Here is a 14,977-nt window from a genome sequence, read left to right on the forward strand (position 1 = left end):
ATATGGACAAGGCAAAATTTACCAGTCAGTCTCCCATTGTAGTAGGATTGGATATCGGTACTACAAAAATTTGTGTTATCGTTGGTCGTAGAACACAACACGGTAAGATAGAAATCTTAGGAATAGGCAAGGCAGAATCGGCGGGTGTGACACGTGGAGTGGTTTCTAACATTCAAAAAACCGTACAGGGTATTGCTCAAGCAGTTGAAGTAGCAAGCGGACAATCCAATGTAGAGATACAAGTGGTAAATGTGGGTATTGCGGGTCAGCACATTAAGAGCTTACAGCACAGAGGAATTTTAACAAGAAGAGAATTAAACAACGAAATCGGTAAAAAAGATATCGATAAGCTGATTGATGATATGTTTAAATTGGTAATGCCACCAGGTGAGGAGATCATCCATGTATTACCACAGGAATTTACCATCGATAACGAACCGGGAATCAAAGATCCGATCGGTATGGCAGGGGTTCGCCTAGAAGCTAACTTCCATATCATTTCTGGTCAGGTTACGGCTGTAAAAAATATCATCAAATGCGTAAACAATGCAGGTCTGCAAACTCAGGATTTAATTCTTGAGCCATTGGCTTCGTCTGAATCGGTGTTGAGCGAGGAAGAAAAAGAAGCTGGTATTGCATTGGTTGATATTGGTGGTGGTACTACAGATATTGCCATTTTCCACGAAGGTATTATCCGTCACACGGCAGTTATCCCTTTTGGTGGCAATAGTGTTACCGAAGATATCAGAGAGGGCTGCTCTGTAATGCGCAACCAGGCTGAGTTATTAAAAACACGTTTTGGTTCTGCATTGGCAGAAGAGAATAAAGAAAACGAAATTATTTGTGTTCCAGGTTTACGTGGCCGTGAACCAAAAGAAATTTCGGTTAAAAACCTGGCTTACGTCATTCAGGCGCGCATGGAAGAAATTATTGAGCACGTATATTACGAGATCAAATCTTCCGGATATGAGAAAAAACTGATCGGTGGTATTGTAATTACCGGTGGTGGTGCTTTATTAAAACACTTATCTCAGGCAGTTGAATATGTAACCGGTTTAGATTGTCGTATTGGTTACCCGAATGAGCATTTATCTAAATATGAAGATATGCCTAAAACCATTTATGATGACCTGAAAAGCCCGATGTATGCAACCAGTGTAGGCTTGCTGATCAAAGGAATCCAGAAAGCAGAAGAGTTAATTGAAGAAATGAAACAACCTGGTGTTTTTGTAGAAAAACCAAAAACAGCAAAAGAAAAAGAAAAACGTGGACTAGGATTGTTTGATAAATTACTGGCAAAAACAAGAACTTTCATTCAGGATGACATGAATGTAAGCGATGAAGATTACTTAAAAAGTTAATTATTTTTCCACAAAAGATGAGTTTTCCACATTATCAACAGTTGTGGAAAACGTCTGTTGAAAAAGTGTTAATATTACATTGAGTAATGAACAGAATTTAAAAATTTTTAAACAACTGATTCATAAAGATATGCAGTTCGAAATGTTAAAAGATAAGTCTTCAATCATCAAGGTAATTGGTGTTGGAGGCGGTGGCGGCAACGCAGTGAACCATATGTACCTGTCTGGTATTACTGGTGTGGATTTTATTATTTGTAATACAGATGCCCAAGCTTTGGAATCTAGCCCTATACCTAACAAGGTACAATTAGGTGCTAGCTTAACAGAAGGAATGGGGGCTGGCTCTATCCCTGAGGTTGGTAAAAACTCAGCTATAGAGAATATAGATGATATTAAGGCAATGTTAGGCAGTACAACCAAAATGCTCTTTATTACAGCAGGAATGGGTGGTGGTACCGGAACAGGAGCTTCTCCAATCATTGCGAAAGCAGCTAAAGAACTTGATATTTTAACTGTTGCCATCATTACTACACCATTTTCTTTCGAAGGGAAAAGACGTAGACTGCAGGCAGATGAAGGAATGGAAGAGTTGAAAAAATACGTAGATTCTTACTTAGTCATCTCTAACGATCGCCTGCGTGAAATCTTCGGAAACTTAACCTTAGGCTCTGCCTTTGGCCAGGCCGACGATATTTTAACCACGGCAGCAAAAGGTATCGCAGAGATTATTACCGTTCCGGGTTATATCAACGTGGATTTTAAGGATGTGCGTACTGTAATGAAAGATAGTGGCGTAGCCATTATGGGTAGTTTTGCCGCTGAGGGTGAAGACCGTGCATTACAGGCAGTTGAAGGCGCTTTGGCATCTCCATTGTTAAAAGATAATGAAATCGAAGGTGCCCGTTATATTTTATTGAATATTAGTTCTGGTCTGCGTGAGGTAACCATGGATGAGGTTTCGATCATTACCGATTACATTCAGGAGAAAGCTGGTTTATCGGCTGATTTGATCTGGGGTAACTGTACCGACGAATCTTTAAGCGATAAACTTTCAGTAACCATTATTGCTACAGGTTTCCAAACATCAGAAGAACGCGTAAATGAAGAAAAAAATAAAAAGAAAATATCACTTTTAACACCTGAAGAAGCGCCGCTAGTTCGTCCCGTTGAACCAGTAAACTCTTTCATTCAGCCTAAAACAACGCCATCTTACGAGCCTGTTTTAAAAACGAAGGAAGAAGTTTCGCAGGCAGATCTTTTTGGTGGTATGTTCAATAAATCGGAACCTCAAAAAGTTCAGGAACCAGAAAATAATGTGGTTCGCCATACTTTGATGGAAGAAGAACCTCAGGTAGAAGAAGCACAGGAAACTGGTTTTGAGTTTGAAGTGAAATTAGCTGAAACTAATTTTGTGTTCGAAACACCGGCTGCCCAAATGCCACCAATGCCTGAGCCTGAACCAGAAATCGAAATGCCGGTTGTAGGTTTAGACGATGACAAAAGTGATGAATCGATGGAAGAACAATTGAAAAAATCTAAAGAACGTATCTTACGTTTAAAAGATTTAAGCATGAAACTGCGCACCACCAATGGTTTACAGGAGCTGGAAAACGAACCTGCTTATAAACGCAAACAAATGCAGTTGCAACAAGTTCAGCATTCTTCTGAATCGCAGGTGAGTCGCTTTACTTTAAGCAACGATCAGGATGGTGGTACTGAGATCAGACCTAACAATTCTTTCTTGCACGATAACGTTGATTAAAACAAACCAAATATAATTTTAAAGCCCCGAAGTAAAATCGGGGCTTTTTTGGCATAAAATTGGAGTGTTAAAAAATCTTAATTAACACCTAAGAGATCATTAGGTTGATTTTAAGACGAATAAAGCTTAAATTCGCAAAATTTTATTATAAAAAACACATAATACATTGGATATATTTGATAAGATAGCAAAACACATGGGGCCACTTGGCCAACACCAGAAATGGTCTCATGGGTATTTCTCATTTCCAAAATTAGAGGGAGAAATTGCACCTCACATGCAGTTTCGTGGAAAAGAGCATTTGGTTTGGAGTTTAAACAACTACTTAGGCTTAGCCAATCACCCCGAAGTTAGAAAAGCAGATGAAGAAGCTGCTGCAAAATTTGGTATGGCTTACCCTATGGGTGCCCGTATGATGAGCGGTAATTCAAACTATCATGAACAGCTGGAACAAGAACTTGCAGAATTTGTGGGCAAACCAGATGCATTTTTATTAAACTACGGTTATCAGGGTATGGTATCTATTATAGATACTCTGGTTGACAGGAATGATGTTGTGGTATATGATGCAGAATCGCATGCCTGTATTGTAGATGGATTACGTTTGCACATGGGTAAACGATTTGTTTACAAACATAATGATATTGAAAGTGCCCGTAAGCAGTTAGAGCGTGCTACCAAACTGGTTGAAGAAACCGGTGGTGGTATTCTTTTAATTACCGAAGGTGTTTTTGGAATGAGCGGTGCTCAGGGTAAATTGAAGGAAATTGTTGATCTTAAAAAAGATTTCAACTTCCGTATCCTGGTTGATGATGCACATGGTTTCGGTACAATGGGTAAAACCGGTGCAGGTACACACGAAGCACAAAACTGTATTGATGGAATTGATGTTTATTTTGGAACCTTCGCCAAATCTATGGCGGGCATTGGTGCTTTTGTTGCTTCAACAGAGCAGATTACCAATTTCTTAAGGTATAACATGCGTTCTCAGACTTTTGCCAAGGCATTACCAATGCCAATGGTAATCGGTTTGTTAAAACGCTTAGAATTGCTAAAAAGCCAACCTGAATTAAAAGATAAACTTTGGGAAATTGCAATGACCCTACAAAAAGGATTACGCGAACGCGGATTCGATTTAGGTGTTACCGATTCGGTAGTTACACCGGTTTTCTTAAAAGGTGAACTATCTGATGCCACTGCAATTACTTACGATTTACGCGAGAACTATAGCATCTTTTGCTCTATCGTAGTTTATCCGGTAATTCCAAAAGGCATGATCGAACTCCGTTTAATTCCTACAGCTGTTCATACGCTAGAAGATGTACAACGTACTTTAGATGCTTTTAGCGAAGTTGCTGAAAAATTAGAAAACGGATATTATAAAGAGAATCTTTTCGCTACCGTTTAAGATCCATATAAATTTAACAAAGCCCTTTAAACTCATTTAAAGGGCTTTTTTGTTGAAATTGTTTTTGTAAAAATCTGTATTTCAGTTGCTTGATGTAGTTTTTTTGTGGAAAATATGTTTATAAAAGTATAGAATGTGGAAAAAAAGGGCTTTGAAGGCTGTTTTTTATTGTTCTAAAAATTTTTTTATTTCACCAAACCCTTTAAATTAGAGTAAGATAATTAAAAACTAAAACCTTAAAGAACCATAGGAGTAATTAAAAATGAAAAAATTCGAAGAAGTAAAAAGTTTAGTGGCAGCTTTAGAAGCTGATGCAGACAAATTTTATAACAAAGGTAACAGCGCAGCTGGAACCCGTATACGTAAAGGTATGCAGGATTTGAAAAATTTAGCTCAGGCCATCCGTTTAGAAGTTCAGGAAACTAAAAACAAAGCTTAAGCGATCTAAATATTATAACAAAAAAAAGCCTCATTAGAGGCTTTTTTTTGTTATAGCCATTCATTATTTTTAATCTATCTGTCAAATATTTTTATTACTGTAAAATATATAAGACAAATTATCTTTCATTGCTTAACTTTCCTTAGCTTTCTTTTTATTTGCTCATAGTAGCCTTTAAGATTACAACCATTAAGCGGAAACTTTGATTTTACGATATATTGAAAGCTTAGTGTTAAGGCAAATAACATAGCATCCGGAGCATGCCAAGTATGGTATGAAGTGCTAACATTATTAACAGTATAAGGTACCAAAACATTTGCAATACAATAAAGCGCATAGCGACGAAGTGGGGTATGTTCTGAACATACTGGAGAGTGTACGTCCAATCGATACCAGATTGGCCTTAGAGTTTGAACAGCATCTCTTAAGGCTGAGCATAAAAAAGGATCAGGTACTTTTTAGGGAAAATGAGGTATGTGAATATATTTATTTTATAGTAAAGGGTGCATTGATGGGCTGTACCACACACAATAAAAGAAAAATTACAACCTATATTTCCGTTGAAAATGATTTTGTAAGCTCTATATCCGGCCTTCACGGGGCGGGCTATTCGCAAGAATATGTGGTAGCAGTTGAAGATACCGATCTTTTGGCCATCCACAATAAAGAACTCAACCGTCTTTTTGCGCATTACTTTGATCTGAACTATATCTTTAGGGTTGTTCTGGAAAAATATTATAAAGATGCGCAACAGAGGGCATACATTATCCGTGTGGGGAATGCAAAAGAAAGGTATCTATATTTTGCCAAAACGAATCCAGGCTATTTAGATCGCCTCCCCTTAGAACTGGTAGCTTCATTATTAAATATTAAAGCTTCAACACTTTTATCCATCAAGAAAAATTTTTCAGGAAAAGACAAAAATAGGGAATTGGAAGAGTGGGGACAAAAATTAGAATTGCATATCAATAAACATCAATCATTCAGGCATAAAGATGTCAGGCTTCAATCTCTTGCTAAAGAGATTGGTTTAAGCAGTCATAAACTTTCTGTTGTATTAAACGGCTATTTTAATAAAAGCTTTATTGACTATATTAATCAGTATCGGGTAAACTGGATTAAAGACAATATCCGTAATCCGGAGATCATGCAAAATTTCACGCTAGAGGCATTGGCCTATAGTGCAGGCTTTTCTTCCAGGAGCGCTTTCTATAACTCTTTTAAAAAACTAGTAGGAATGAGCCCTGTTGAGTATTCAAAAGGCGCTGTTAAGGAAAAATGTTAGCTTAACGTTTCTGTTACAAAAATACCACTTTGTGCTGTTTTTTGCCGGCTAATTGTACTGATTTATAATACAGGACAAACTTGTTCTGCTTATCTTCGCCAGTAGGGGCCTGATTGACTAATTTAGTCTAATAAATATTAACGATATAGCTTTCACTGGCTTTTTTAGCCACAATTGATTAAAACTATGATAAGAATAATGCGTGCAGCAGACTGGGGTGAGGTTAGTGCCATTTATCAGGAAGGAATCGATACTGGTACTGCGAGTTTTAGGACCCCTGATATTTCCTGGGAAAACTGGGATTCGTCACACCTTAAGGCTTGTAGGTTTGTGGCCTGTAAAGGTAAAGAAATTATAGGTTGGAGCGCGCTTTTGCCAGTATCGGCGAATTATGATGTTGGTAGGGTAGGTGAGATAGAAGTGTATGTTAAACATGGTTATAAAGGCAAGGGAATAGGTTCTTTACTGTTAGACGCACTTGTTAAAGAGAGTGAAAATAAAGGTATTTGGATGCTTCAGGCCGGGATATTTTTGCAAAATTCGGTCATATTGAAAATCTATGAAAAAGCAGGGTTCAGGGTAGTGGGCTATCGCGAAAAAATAGGAAAGGCAAAAGGCGTTTGGCAGGATAACCTGCTGATGGAAAGAAGAAATAAATTGATTGCTTAGCATCTTAAAAAAGGTACTTGTATAAAGACAATTTCTATACAGATTCTGTCATGTTGAGCCTGTCGAAACACCATTAAACAAGCCCTTCGACAAGCTCAGGATGACAAATCTATATTGTATTCAATCTCTCTTTTTACCTAATGGATAAATTTATAGTCATCTAAACGGTCCGATTTTACAAAGCGCGTGAGCTTACCCTGATAAAAATAAAAGAAAGTAAAAGGTTCGGGTTTTGGGATAAATGAGTTTGAGATCATGCGGTAAACATTTGTGCTATCATCATTGGCCAACATCAGTTCTGCAGAACGATTAGCTTTTTTAAAATCATTTTCGGGCATCCCAATTGCTATTGAAGATTCAATATACGACCTGCTTTTGCAGCCGATGGCCATTACTGCCACAAAAGTAATTAACAATAATTTTTTTCATGGTTATCTCCCTTATTTCTGATTAGCTTTTGATTCTTCTATTTTCACGGTTGTGTTATTAAAATAATGCGTTTTTTGCTCAAATTTGTATAGTCTTTTTTGTGCAAAATAATAGAAATCAGAAAACGTTGATCTTTCTCCCGAACCTTTAAAAACTTCGTAGATTGTCGAATCATTGGCGAGGTAAACTAAAGTGGCTCGGCGATGAGAATCTTTAAAATCATTTTCGTTCATTCCAACATGGATATTGGATGATTCACTGCTCGGCTTAGCGTGCAGCCGCTGACCATTACGGCCAACATGGCAATACATAATACATTTTTCATTGTGTGTGTTTATTTGTATGTATCGAAGCCAATTCAATAATGATGCCTTTAATACACCTGAAACTTTTGTAGCGTTATAGTTTTTTAACTTTGTTTTAAGTTGTTGATTGTCAGTTGATTTATTTGCATAATTTTTTATTTACACACAAAAAAACAGATTGTCTTCATTTACTTTTTAGCAAAATCAAACAATCTGTTCTAAAAATATTAATTGGGGTAGTGTTTAAGCCACCTCGCTTAGTTTTTCTATCTCTGCAATAATCGATTTTTCTAACGCCACAGAAGCTTTAACCAATGGCAACCTTACTGTATCGCCACAAACACCTAAATGTTTTAATGCCGCCTTTATTCCTGCCGGATTTCCCTCAGCAAAAGCCAAACGGGTAAATTCTATTAAACTTAAATGAGCAGGCAAGGCCGCTTTATAATCGCCAGCTAAACAAAGTTTCACCATATCAGAAAATTGCTTAGGTAAAGCGTTTCCGATTACCGAAATAATCCCTGCTGCACCTAAAGCGATCATTGGTAAAGTAACCGGATCATCACCAGCGATTAAAAGAAAATCTGCAGGTTTATCTCTCATAATCTGGTTAAACTGATCAAAACTTCCTGAAGCTTCTTTGGTCGCGATGATGTTTTTAAAATCATACGCCAGTCTGCAGGTAGTTTCCGGGCTCATGTTGCTTCCGGTACGGCCAGGTACGTTGTATAAAATCAAATCTAAAGGAGAAATTTCTGCTAAGTATTTATAGTGCTGATAAATTCCTTCCTGAGTAGGTTTATTGTAATATGGACTAACCGATAAAATGGCGCTGTATCCGTTGGTATCGAAAGATTTAATATCTTCAGCAACGGCCAAAGTGTTATTGCCACCTATGCCGGCAACTAAAGGTAATCTATTGTTATTAATTTCAGCGGTATAGGCCCACACCTTCTTCTTCTCGTCCTTGGTCATTGTAGCGGTTTCGCCGGTTGTACCTAAAGAAACGAGGTAATCTATCCCTCCGTCTACCAAATGATTAATCAGGTTTTTTAAGCCGTTATAATCAACTGATCCATCTGTGTTGAAAGGTGTAACTAATGCTACACCAGTACCCTGAAATTTGTTCATTTTTAATTTACTTTTTGTTTTTACCACGGAGCCACAAAGGACACCAAGGTTTTTGTTTTTTGCTATAAATAGCCATTTATAACTCTTTTTATTCCATCTTTTATTTTTACCTCATTAAAGTTAATGAGTAATCCTAGTTTACAGTTCGAAAGCTTTAAGTATGTTATTGTTTGCGCCAAGTAAGCCTCTTTAAGAAAACTTACAGATTTTACTTCAATAATTACTTTTCCTTCAACTAAAATATCAATTCTGTATTACAGTTGAGTTTTACGTTTTTATAATAAACTGGTAGATCTATTTGATTGGAAACCTGCAATCCAGCATTAACCAATTCGTAAACTAGGCAAGCCTCATACGCTGACTCTAGCAATCCTGGACCTAGCTCAACATGAACCTGATACGCAGCATTAACAATTAACTTAGCAATTTCATTTTCAGTCATCCCTTAATTTTTAAAATGTTTTTTTAAAGTAAATAGGGATGCTTTTAATCAATTAACCTTGTGTTCTTAGTGTCTTTGTGGTAAAATATTAACCATTTATCATCTCTAAAAGTTCGGCATCGCTGATGATCGGAACGTTTAGTTTATTCGCTTTTTCTAATTTCGATGGACCCATATTGTCGCCTGCTACCAGGTAATTCAATTTGCCCGAAATACCGCTCAGCATTTTGCCTCCATTAGCCTCAATCATATCTTTTAGTTCATCGCGACTAAATTTTTCAAAAACGCCCGAAATTACGAATGTTTTTCCAATAAGTCTATCACTATCAAGCGTAATTACTTTTTCTTCAATTTCAAACTGTAATCCGGCTAATTTTAATAATTCTACCTGCTGTAAATGCTCAGATTTTCCAAAATACTCAACAATACTCTCTGCAATTCGCTGGCCGATCTCATCAATGGCAATTAATTCCTCTACAGTAGCTTTAGAAAGGTTGTCGATATTCTTTACGCCAGCGGCAGTTTTCTTTGCAACTGTTTCACCAACATATCGGATACCCAAGCCAAAAAGTACTTTCTCAAAAGGCATTTCCTTCGATTTTTCAATTCCTGTAAGCATATTCTCGATCGATCGTTCTCCGAAACGGTCTAAGGTTTTCAGTTGATCTGATTTTTGGTACAGGGTATATAAATCGCTGATGTGCCTTACAAGGCCATGCTTATAAAAGGTTTCAATAGTTTCATCACCGAGCCCATCAATGTTCATGGCCTTGCGTGAAATGAAATGCTGAATTTTTCCAACAATCTGCGGCGGGCAACCCTCATCGTTAAGGCAATAATGAACTGCTTCTCCTTCTCTTCTGATTAATTCTGTTCCACATTCGGGGCAGTTGTGTAAATATTGAACCTTTGTAGCGCCAGGCAATCGCTTATCTAAATTTACCTTGATAATTTTTGGAATAATCTCACCACCTTTTTCTACATAAACGGTATCGCCTTCATGTAAATCTAAACGATCTATTTCGTTCGCATTATGCAATGTGGCGCGTTTAACCGTTGTGCCGGCCAATAACACAGGTTTTAAATTGGCAACTGGTGTAACCGCACCTGTTCTCCCTACCTGATAGGTTACTTTTTCTAAAACAGTTTCTACCTCTGCTGCTTTGTATTTGTATGATATGGCCCAACGTGGAGATTTAGACGTGAAACCTAATTCTTGCTGTTGTGCATAACTGTTCACCTTAATTACAATACCATCGATATCATAACTTAGTTTAAAACGCTCGTTTTCCCAATGGTGGATAAATTCCAGTACTGCATCGATGTTAGAAACTAGTCTGTTATGTTCGCAAACATGGAAACCCCAATCTTTTACGGCATTTAAACTTTCCCAATGGGTTTTAAATTCATTTTTATCGGTGTATAAGAAATAAATAAAACCATCTAAGGGCCGTTTGGCCACTTCTTTACTATCCTGCATTTTGATAGTGCCCGAAGCAAAATTTCTAGGGTTTGCATAAGGAATTTCACCGAGTTCTTCACGGGCAGTATTTAAGCGTAAAAAGGCCGCTTTGTGCATAAAAATCTCCCCGCGGATTTCGAAATGTTCGGGCGTAACAGCCGATCTGATCTGGTGCGGGATAGTATGAATGGTTTTTACGTTATTGGTTACATCATCGCCTTTGGTGCCATCACCCCGGGTAACTGCCCTTAAAAGTTTGCCGTTTTCGTAAGTAAGGCTAATGGATAGGCCATCAAATTTTAATTCGCAAACGTATTCAAAATTATCGCCAATCGCTTTATGGATACGTTCATCAAAATCGCGGAGATCCTGCTCATTGTAGGTATTCCCCAGTGATAACATGGGGTATTTGTGGTTTACGGTAATGAAATTTTTGGTGATATCGCCACCAACACGCTGCGTAGGCGAATTTGGATCGGCAAAATCAGGATTTGCTTTTTCGAGCTCGGCGAGGTGCTTTAATTTTTTATCAAACTCATAATCGCCAATGGTAGGCATAGCCAACACATAATAGTTATAATTGTGCTGGTTTAGTTCGGCCACCAGGGCATCCATTTCTTCTTTTATTGCAGTTTGCGACATGCACAAATATAAAAAAAGGATGAATTGGTTTTAAGGTGAATTGAAATAAATGCGAATAATACGCTTGTAAATTTAAATATTCAGTTATTTGGACAAATGACCGGAATATGAAATTTTGGCCATTAAATTTATAGTATATTTTTAATTTACTAACGAGCTGTTACTTTTGATTTGTGGCATTGAATTTGTATTTTTACGTTAGAAAAAAGGAATAAAAATTATGTCAGTAGTTAATGTAGAAACAGAAATTAAACAAGAGAAATATCTTGATGTTTTGCGTAGTCTGCGTGCAAAAAACTTTAGTCGGAACCTTCCTTTTCTTATCCTTTCTAATAAACTTCCTAAAGGTCAGGTTTATAAAGAATACAGTGATGGACGTATAGAGATTCAGCAAGTTTCTTCAACCGGAAATACTTTTAAAGTTAAAGTTTTGAAGACTTTGGCAATAAAAGAGGCAGAGCTGGTGCGTAGTGACTATGGATTATTCTGAGCCAACTCTTTTGGTAATTTCAGGTCCAAACGGAGCTGGAAAATCTACCTATATTCAAAGTATGCTTCCTAAGGAATTTGAAGGCATCTCTTCTTTTAATAGAGATGAGATTCGCGTTCAGTTTGAAAGCCATCTTGTGGAACAAGGGATTCCTAAAATAGATCGGTTAAGAAATGCTACAGCAATGATGGAGTCACAGCTTGTTGAGGAAATGAAGGATGCAATTGCTAAACACGAACATTTTGTGCTTGAAACACCTTTGTCAGATCCATATTATTGGACCTATTTAAATTTATTTGAAGGCGCTGGTTATCATGTTCAAATTAATTATTTATGCCTTGATACAATCGAGCATTGTAAGGCAAGAGTTCAGCAAAGGATTTCAGAAGGCGGACATGCTGTTGCTCCTGAAACAATTAGGGGAGTTTATAACATGAATCTATTGCATATAAATAGTCAGATAGCTAGCTTTAAAAGATTGGAATTTTACGACGGAACTATTATTCCAACTATGCTTTGTGCAATTGAAGATAATCAGGTAGAATATTTTACGCTTGAAGCTTTAAAAAAGAAATGGATAAAAAATGGACTCCCAGTGATTTATAACTTATTAAAGGATGCCAAAATTTAAAAAAGTTCCTAAAAGAACTAAGCTAATTTCCCCTCAATCTCCTCAAAAATATCCAAGTAGTCTTTTTCCAAAACCGCTTTGAAAAGGCCCAGCTCAAAAGTCAGCTGCTGCAACTGCTTTTCATTTAACGTTTCTGGCCACAACCGCATACAGATCTTGTTAAGGGCATAACTGATATTTTCGAGTTTTTGGTAACTCAACAGGTATTTACTGCTGATGAACTTTTCTAGAAAGTTGAAAAATACTTCTGGATTTTTCAGGTTACAGTGCTCCAGAAAATCGCTTAATGATTCTTTTTTTACCGCTTCGAGTTTATCATAAAAATGATTCACCTGAACCAGATTATGCACTACCAATAAATGATCCAATAAAAGTTCTAAGCCAATATGAGCAAGAAATGAGGGGCGGATTGCAGTATTTTCTACAATAGGTTTAATGAGCTGCTTAAGCTCGGTGGTTTTCTCGAGAAAAAAATTAGAGGAATGAAAAAGCAGGTCGACTGCTAAATGTCTTTTCCAGCCAAAAAGCAGGTTTTCTTCATCAGGATTTCCTTTAAACAGGAATTCATTCTTCTGTGGGTATAAATTGGCCTCTTTAGCAGCATTTTTAATCAGATCTGGCAAAACCGTTCCCATTACCACATTGGCATCATTATTTGTCCGGTCGAAATAATAATGGGATAAAAAGTTCATTTTGCAAGGTAATGTTTTCTTATATGGTTGTAAAGAGCCAATGGTAAAATATTGGTAAGGTTACGGGGCTGCAAAGCGTAATTGCGATAACTCATTTACAAAACCAACTAATTTGCTTTAAACTAAGCTAAAATTTTATCTTTGCACGCACATTATTAAAGTGTTTGTACAATGACGAATTTTGTTGAAGAGTTAAGATGGCGTGGCATGCTGCATGATATTATGCCGAATACTGAGGAAAAGTTAAACGAGGGTATGACTTCTGGTTATATCGGTTTCGACCCTACTGCAGATTCGTTGCACGTTGGACACTTAACGCAGATCATGACACTGATTCATTTTCAAAATGCTGGTCACAAGCCGTTTGCTTTAGTTGGTGGTGCTACAGGTATGGTAGGCGATCCATCGGGAAAATCTGATGAACGTAATCTTCAGACACCTGAAATGATTGAGCATAACCTGAAAGGGATGAAAAAGCAATTATCTAAATTCTTAAAATTTGAAGAAGGTGGAAATGGCGCTGTAATGGTTAACAATGCCGATTGGTTTAAGGATATGAATCTTTTTACCTTTATCAGGGATGTCGGTAAACACATTACCGTGAACTACATGATGGCAAAGGATAGTGTTAAAAGACGTTTGGAAGGTGATTCTGGCCTATCTTTTACCGAGTTCTGTTACCAGTTGATTCAGGGTTACGATTTTTATCATTTATGGAAAAATGAAAACTGTTTGGTACAGATGGGCGGATCTGATCAATGGGGCAATATTGTTACCGGTACAGAGCTGATTAGAAGAAAAGATGCTGGTACAGCTTATGCCATTACTACACAGTTGATTAAAAAGGCAGATGGAACCAAATTCGGTAAAACCGAAAGTGGTGCAGTTTGGCTGGATCCAGAGAAAACTTCTCCATATAAATTCTACCAATTTTGGTTAAATGCATCAGATGATGATGTGAAAAAATGGATACGCATTTTTACCCTTAAAAATAAAGAAGAAATCGAAGCCTTAGAAAAGGAACACGATGCCGCACCACATTTACGTATCCTGCAAAAAGCTTTAGCTGAAGATATCACCATAAAAACGCACTCGGTAGAAGCTTTGGAAACCGCTATTAAAACTTCAGAATTCCTGTTCGGAAATGGATCATTGGAATTTTTGAAGAGTTTGTCAGAAAGCCAGGTGTTAGAAATGTTCGAAGGTATTCCACAGTTTAACATTTCAAAATCTGAATTAAGTACCGGTATTGATGCGGCAAGCTTACTTGCAGAAAAGGCTGCTGTTTTCCCATCTAAGGGAGAGGCTAAAAAAACAATTCAGGGTGGAGGTGTTTCGGTAAATAAAGAAAAGGTAGCTGAAATGGCCCAAGTCTTTAATGAAGATCATCTGATAAACGATAAATTTATCGTGGTACAAAAAGGAAAGAAAAATTACTTCCTTTTAATCGCCGGATAATATTTCGAGCCCAATGAAACTGATAATAAAAGATCTATTCATTGGGCTCGAATTCAAAATTGAACGGGAAGTTGATCTTCCGCATCAGATTTTATTCGATCGAATAACCCGGGAGTTGGAAGCGCTGGATTATGAAGTTGTTGAAGGAACTCATGAAAAGGTTCTGTTTAAAGAAAGGAGTAACGACCAGCTTGTTTCTACGTATTAACCTGAGTTCGATAATTATTAGCTGAAAATCATATCTTATACACGCCTAATCCAGCTTTATCGTCCTGCTGAATTTATTTCAGCATCTTTTTAGCGTGAAAGACCCTGAAATAAATTCAGGGTGACGACCGCCTTAACTGAAAACTTGATTAAAACGTCACAAA

At 37.2% G+C, this 14,977-nt stretch carries 15 protein-coding genes and 1 pseudogene; 10 read left to right on the forward strand and 6 right to left on the reverse strand.

Annotated features, from left to right (window positions below; translation table 11 throughout):
• Positions 1–2: 2 nt before the first annotated feature.
• The 6 genes from ftsA to AW17_RS15800 all read left to right on the forward strand — a co-directional run bounded on the left by ftsA (position 3) and on the right by AW17_RS15800 (position 6,924).
• Positions 3–1,361: a cell division protein FtsA gene (gene ftsA, locus AW17_RS15775; RefSeq protein WP_029278055.1), complete on the forward strand. Its 1,359-nt coding sequence runs from the start codon at positions 3–5 to the stop codon at positions 1,359–1,361.
• Positions 1,362–1,491: 130 nt separating this feature from the next.
• Positions 1,492–3,123, forward strand: coding sequence for a cell division protein FtsZ (ftsZ, locus tag AW17_RS15780; RefSeq protein WP_029278056.1), 1,632 nt, complete (start codon positions 1,492–1,494; stop codon positions 3,121–3,123).
• Positions 3,124–3,289: 166 nt separating this feature from the next.
• Positions 3,290–4,531 (forward strand): aminotransferase class I/II-fold pyridoxal phosphate-dependent enzyme, encoded by a 1,242-nt coding sequence (locus AW17_RS15785; RefSeq protein WP_029278059.1) that lies wholly within the window; start codon positions 3,290–3,292, stop codon positions 4,529–4,531.
• Between the two features lie 262 nt (positions 4,532–4,793).
• Positions 4,794–4,970, forward strand: coding sequence for a hypothetical protein (locus tag AW17_RS15790; protein ID WP_029278061.1), 177 nt, complete (start codon positions 4,794–4,796; stop codon positions 4,968–4,970).
• A gap of 316 nt (positions 4,971–5,286) precedes the next feature.
• Positions 5,287–6,255, forward strand: coding sequence for a helix-turn-helix domain-containing protein (locus AW17_RS15795; RefSeq protein WP_083488734.1), 969 nt, complete (start codon positions 5,287–5,289; stop codon positions 6,253–6,255).
• Between the two features lie 186 nt (positions 6,256–6,441).
• Complete coding sequence (locus AW17_RS15800; protein ID WP_036670139.1) at positions 6,442–6,924, forward strand: GNAT family N-acetyltransferase; 483 nt, start codon at positions 6,442–6,444, stop codon at positions 6,922–6,924.
• Between the two features lie 137 nt (positions 6,925–7,061).
• Here the strand turns inward: AW17_RS15800 and AW17_RS15805 are convergent, their stop codons facing one another.
• The 5 genes and pseudogenes from AW17_RS15805 to ligA form a co-directional block, all read right to left on the reverse strand.
• Positions 7,062–7,340: a hypothetical protein gene (locus AW17_RS15805; protein WP_157280331.1), complete on the reverse strand. Its 279-nt coding sequence runs from the start codon at positions 7,338–7,340 to the stop codon at positions 7,062–7,064.
• A 24-nt stretch (positions 7,341–7,364) separates the two neighbouring features.
• Positions 7,365–7,664 carry a hypothetical protein gene (locus tag AW17_RS15810; RefSeq protein WP_029278067.1) on the reverse strand — a complete coding sequence of 100 codons (300 nt, stop codon included), beginning with the start codon at positions 7,662–7,664 and terminating at the stop codon, positions 7,365–7,367.
• A gap of 237 nt (positions 7,665–7,901) precedes the next feature.
• A complete protein-coding gene (gene dapA, locus AW17_RS15815) occupies positions 7,902–8,789 on the reverse strand; it encodes a 4-hydroxy-tetrahydrodipicolinate synthase (RefSeq protein ID WP_029278068.1) in 888 nt (295 codons plus the stop codon).
• A gap of 62 nt (positions 8,790–8,851) precedes the next feature.
• A pseudogene (locus AW17_RS25285) lies at positions 8,852–9,231 on the reverse strand (GxxExxY protein).
• A gap of 88 nt (positions 9,232–9,319) precedes the next feature.
• Complete coding sequence (ligA, locus tag AW17_RS15825) at positions 9,320–11,335, reverse strand: NAD-dependent DNA ligase LigA (RefSeq protein WP_029278071.1); 2,016 nt, start codon at positions 11,333–11,335, stop codon at positions 9,320–9,322.
• Between the two features lie 220 nt (positions 11,336–11,555).
• On the opposite strand from ligA, the gene AW17_RS15830 reads away from it, so the two are divergent.
• Together AW17_RS15830 and AW17_RS15835 are read left to right on the forward strand one after the other, a co-directional pair.
• On the forward strand, positions 11,556–11,825 hold the full coding sequence (locus AW17_RS15830) for a hypothetical protein (protein ID WP_029278072.1): 270 nt from the start codon (positions 11,556–11,558) through the stop codon (positions 11,823–11,825).
• Positions 11,812–12,456, forward strand: a complete 645-nt coding sequence (locus tag AW17_RS15835) for an AAA family ATPase (RefSeq protein ID WP_029278074.1) — start codon at positions 11,812–11,814, stop codon at positions 12,454–12,456. The genes AW17_RS15830 and AW17_RS15835 overlap by 14 nt, the downstream gene beginning before the upstream one ends.
• Before the next feature lie 17 nt (positions 12,457–12,473).
• Here AW17_RS15835 and AW17_RS15840 read toward each other — a convergent pair whose 3' ends face one another.
• The gene (locus AW17_RS15840) at positions 12,474–13,148 is read right to left on the reverse strand and encodes an ACP phosphodiesterase (protein ID WP_029278076.1); all 675 of its coding nucleotides are present in this window, start codon (positions 13,146–13,148) and stop codon (positions 12,474–12,476) included.
• Positions 13,149–13,319: 171 nt separating this feature from the next.
• Here AW17_RS15840 and tyrS point away from each other — a divergent pair, with 171 nt between their 5' ends.
• A complete protein-coding gene (tyrS, locus tag AW17_RS15845; RefSeq protein ID WP_029278078.1) occupies positions 13,320–14,606 on the forward strand; it encodes a tyrosine--tRNA ligase in 1,287 nt (428 codons plus the stop codon).
• 13 nt (positions 14,607–14,619) lie between these two features.
• Positions 14,620–14,814 carry a hypothetical protein gene (locus AW17_RS15850; protein WP_029278080.1) on the forward strand — a complete coding sequence of 65 codons (195 nt, stop codon included), beginning with the start codon at positions 14,620–14,622 and terminating at the stop codon, positions 14,812–14,814.
• Positions 14,815–14,977: the final 163 nt, after the last annotated feature.

This window comes from Pedobacter borealis DSM 19626, assembly GCF_000708285.2.
Lineage (GTDB): Bacteria > Bacteroidota > Bacteroidia > Sphingobacteriales > Sphingobacteriaceae > Pedobacter > Pedobacter borealis.

Bases quoted from the DNA above. Each gene is read 5' to 3' on its own strand.
- ftsA (WP_029278055.1), top strand. From the start codon at position 3: ATGGACAAGGCAAAATTTACCAGTCAGTCTCCCATTGTAGTAGGATTG.
- ftsZ (WP_029278056.1), top strand. From the start codon at position 1,492: ATGCAGTTCGAAATGTTAAAAGATAAGTCTTCAATCATCAAGGTAATT.
- AW17_RS15790 (WP_029278061.1), top strand. From the start codon at position 4,794: ATGAAAAAATTCGAAGAAGTAAAAAGTTTAGTGGCAGCTTTAGAAGCT.
- AW17_RS15800 (WP_036670139.1), top strand. From the start codon at position 6,442: ATGATAAGAATAATGCGTGCAGCAGACTGGGGTGAGGTTAGTGCCATT.
- AW17_RS15810 (WP_029278067.1), bottom strand. From the start codon at position 7,664: ATGTATTGCCATGTTGGCCGTAATGGTCAGCGGCTGCACGCTAAGCCG.
- dapA (WP_029278068.1), bottom strand. From the start codon at position 8,789: ATGAACAAATTTCAGGGTACTGGTGTAGCATTAGTTACACCTTTCAAC.
- ligA (WP_029278071.1), bottom strand. From the start codon at position 11,335: ATGTCGCAAACTGCAATAAAAGAAGAAATGGATGCCCTGGTGGCCGAA.
- AW17_RS15830 (WP_029278072.1), top strand. From the start codon at position 11,556: ATGTCAGTAGTTAATGTAGAAACAGAAATTAAACAAGAGAAATATCTT.
- AW17_RS15835 (WP_029278074.1), top strand. From the start codon at position 11,812: ATGGATTATTCTGAGCCAACTCTTTTGGTAATTTCAGGTCCAAACGGA.
- AW17_RS15840 (WP_029278076.1), bottom strand. From the start codon at position 13,148: ATGAACTTTTTATCCCATTATTATTTCGACCGGACAAATAATGATGCC.
- tyrS (WP_029278078.1), top strand. From the start codon at position 13,320: ATGACGAATTTTGTTGAAGAGTTAAGATGGCGTGGCATGCTGCATGAT.
- AW17_RS15850 (WP_029278080.1), top strand. From the start codon at position 14,620: ATGAAACTGATAATAAAAGATCTATTCATTGGGCTCGAATTCAAAATT.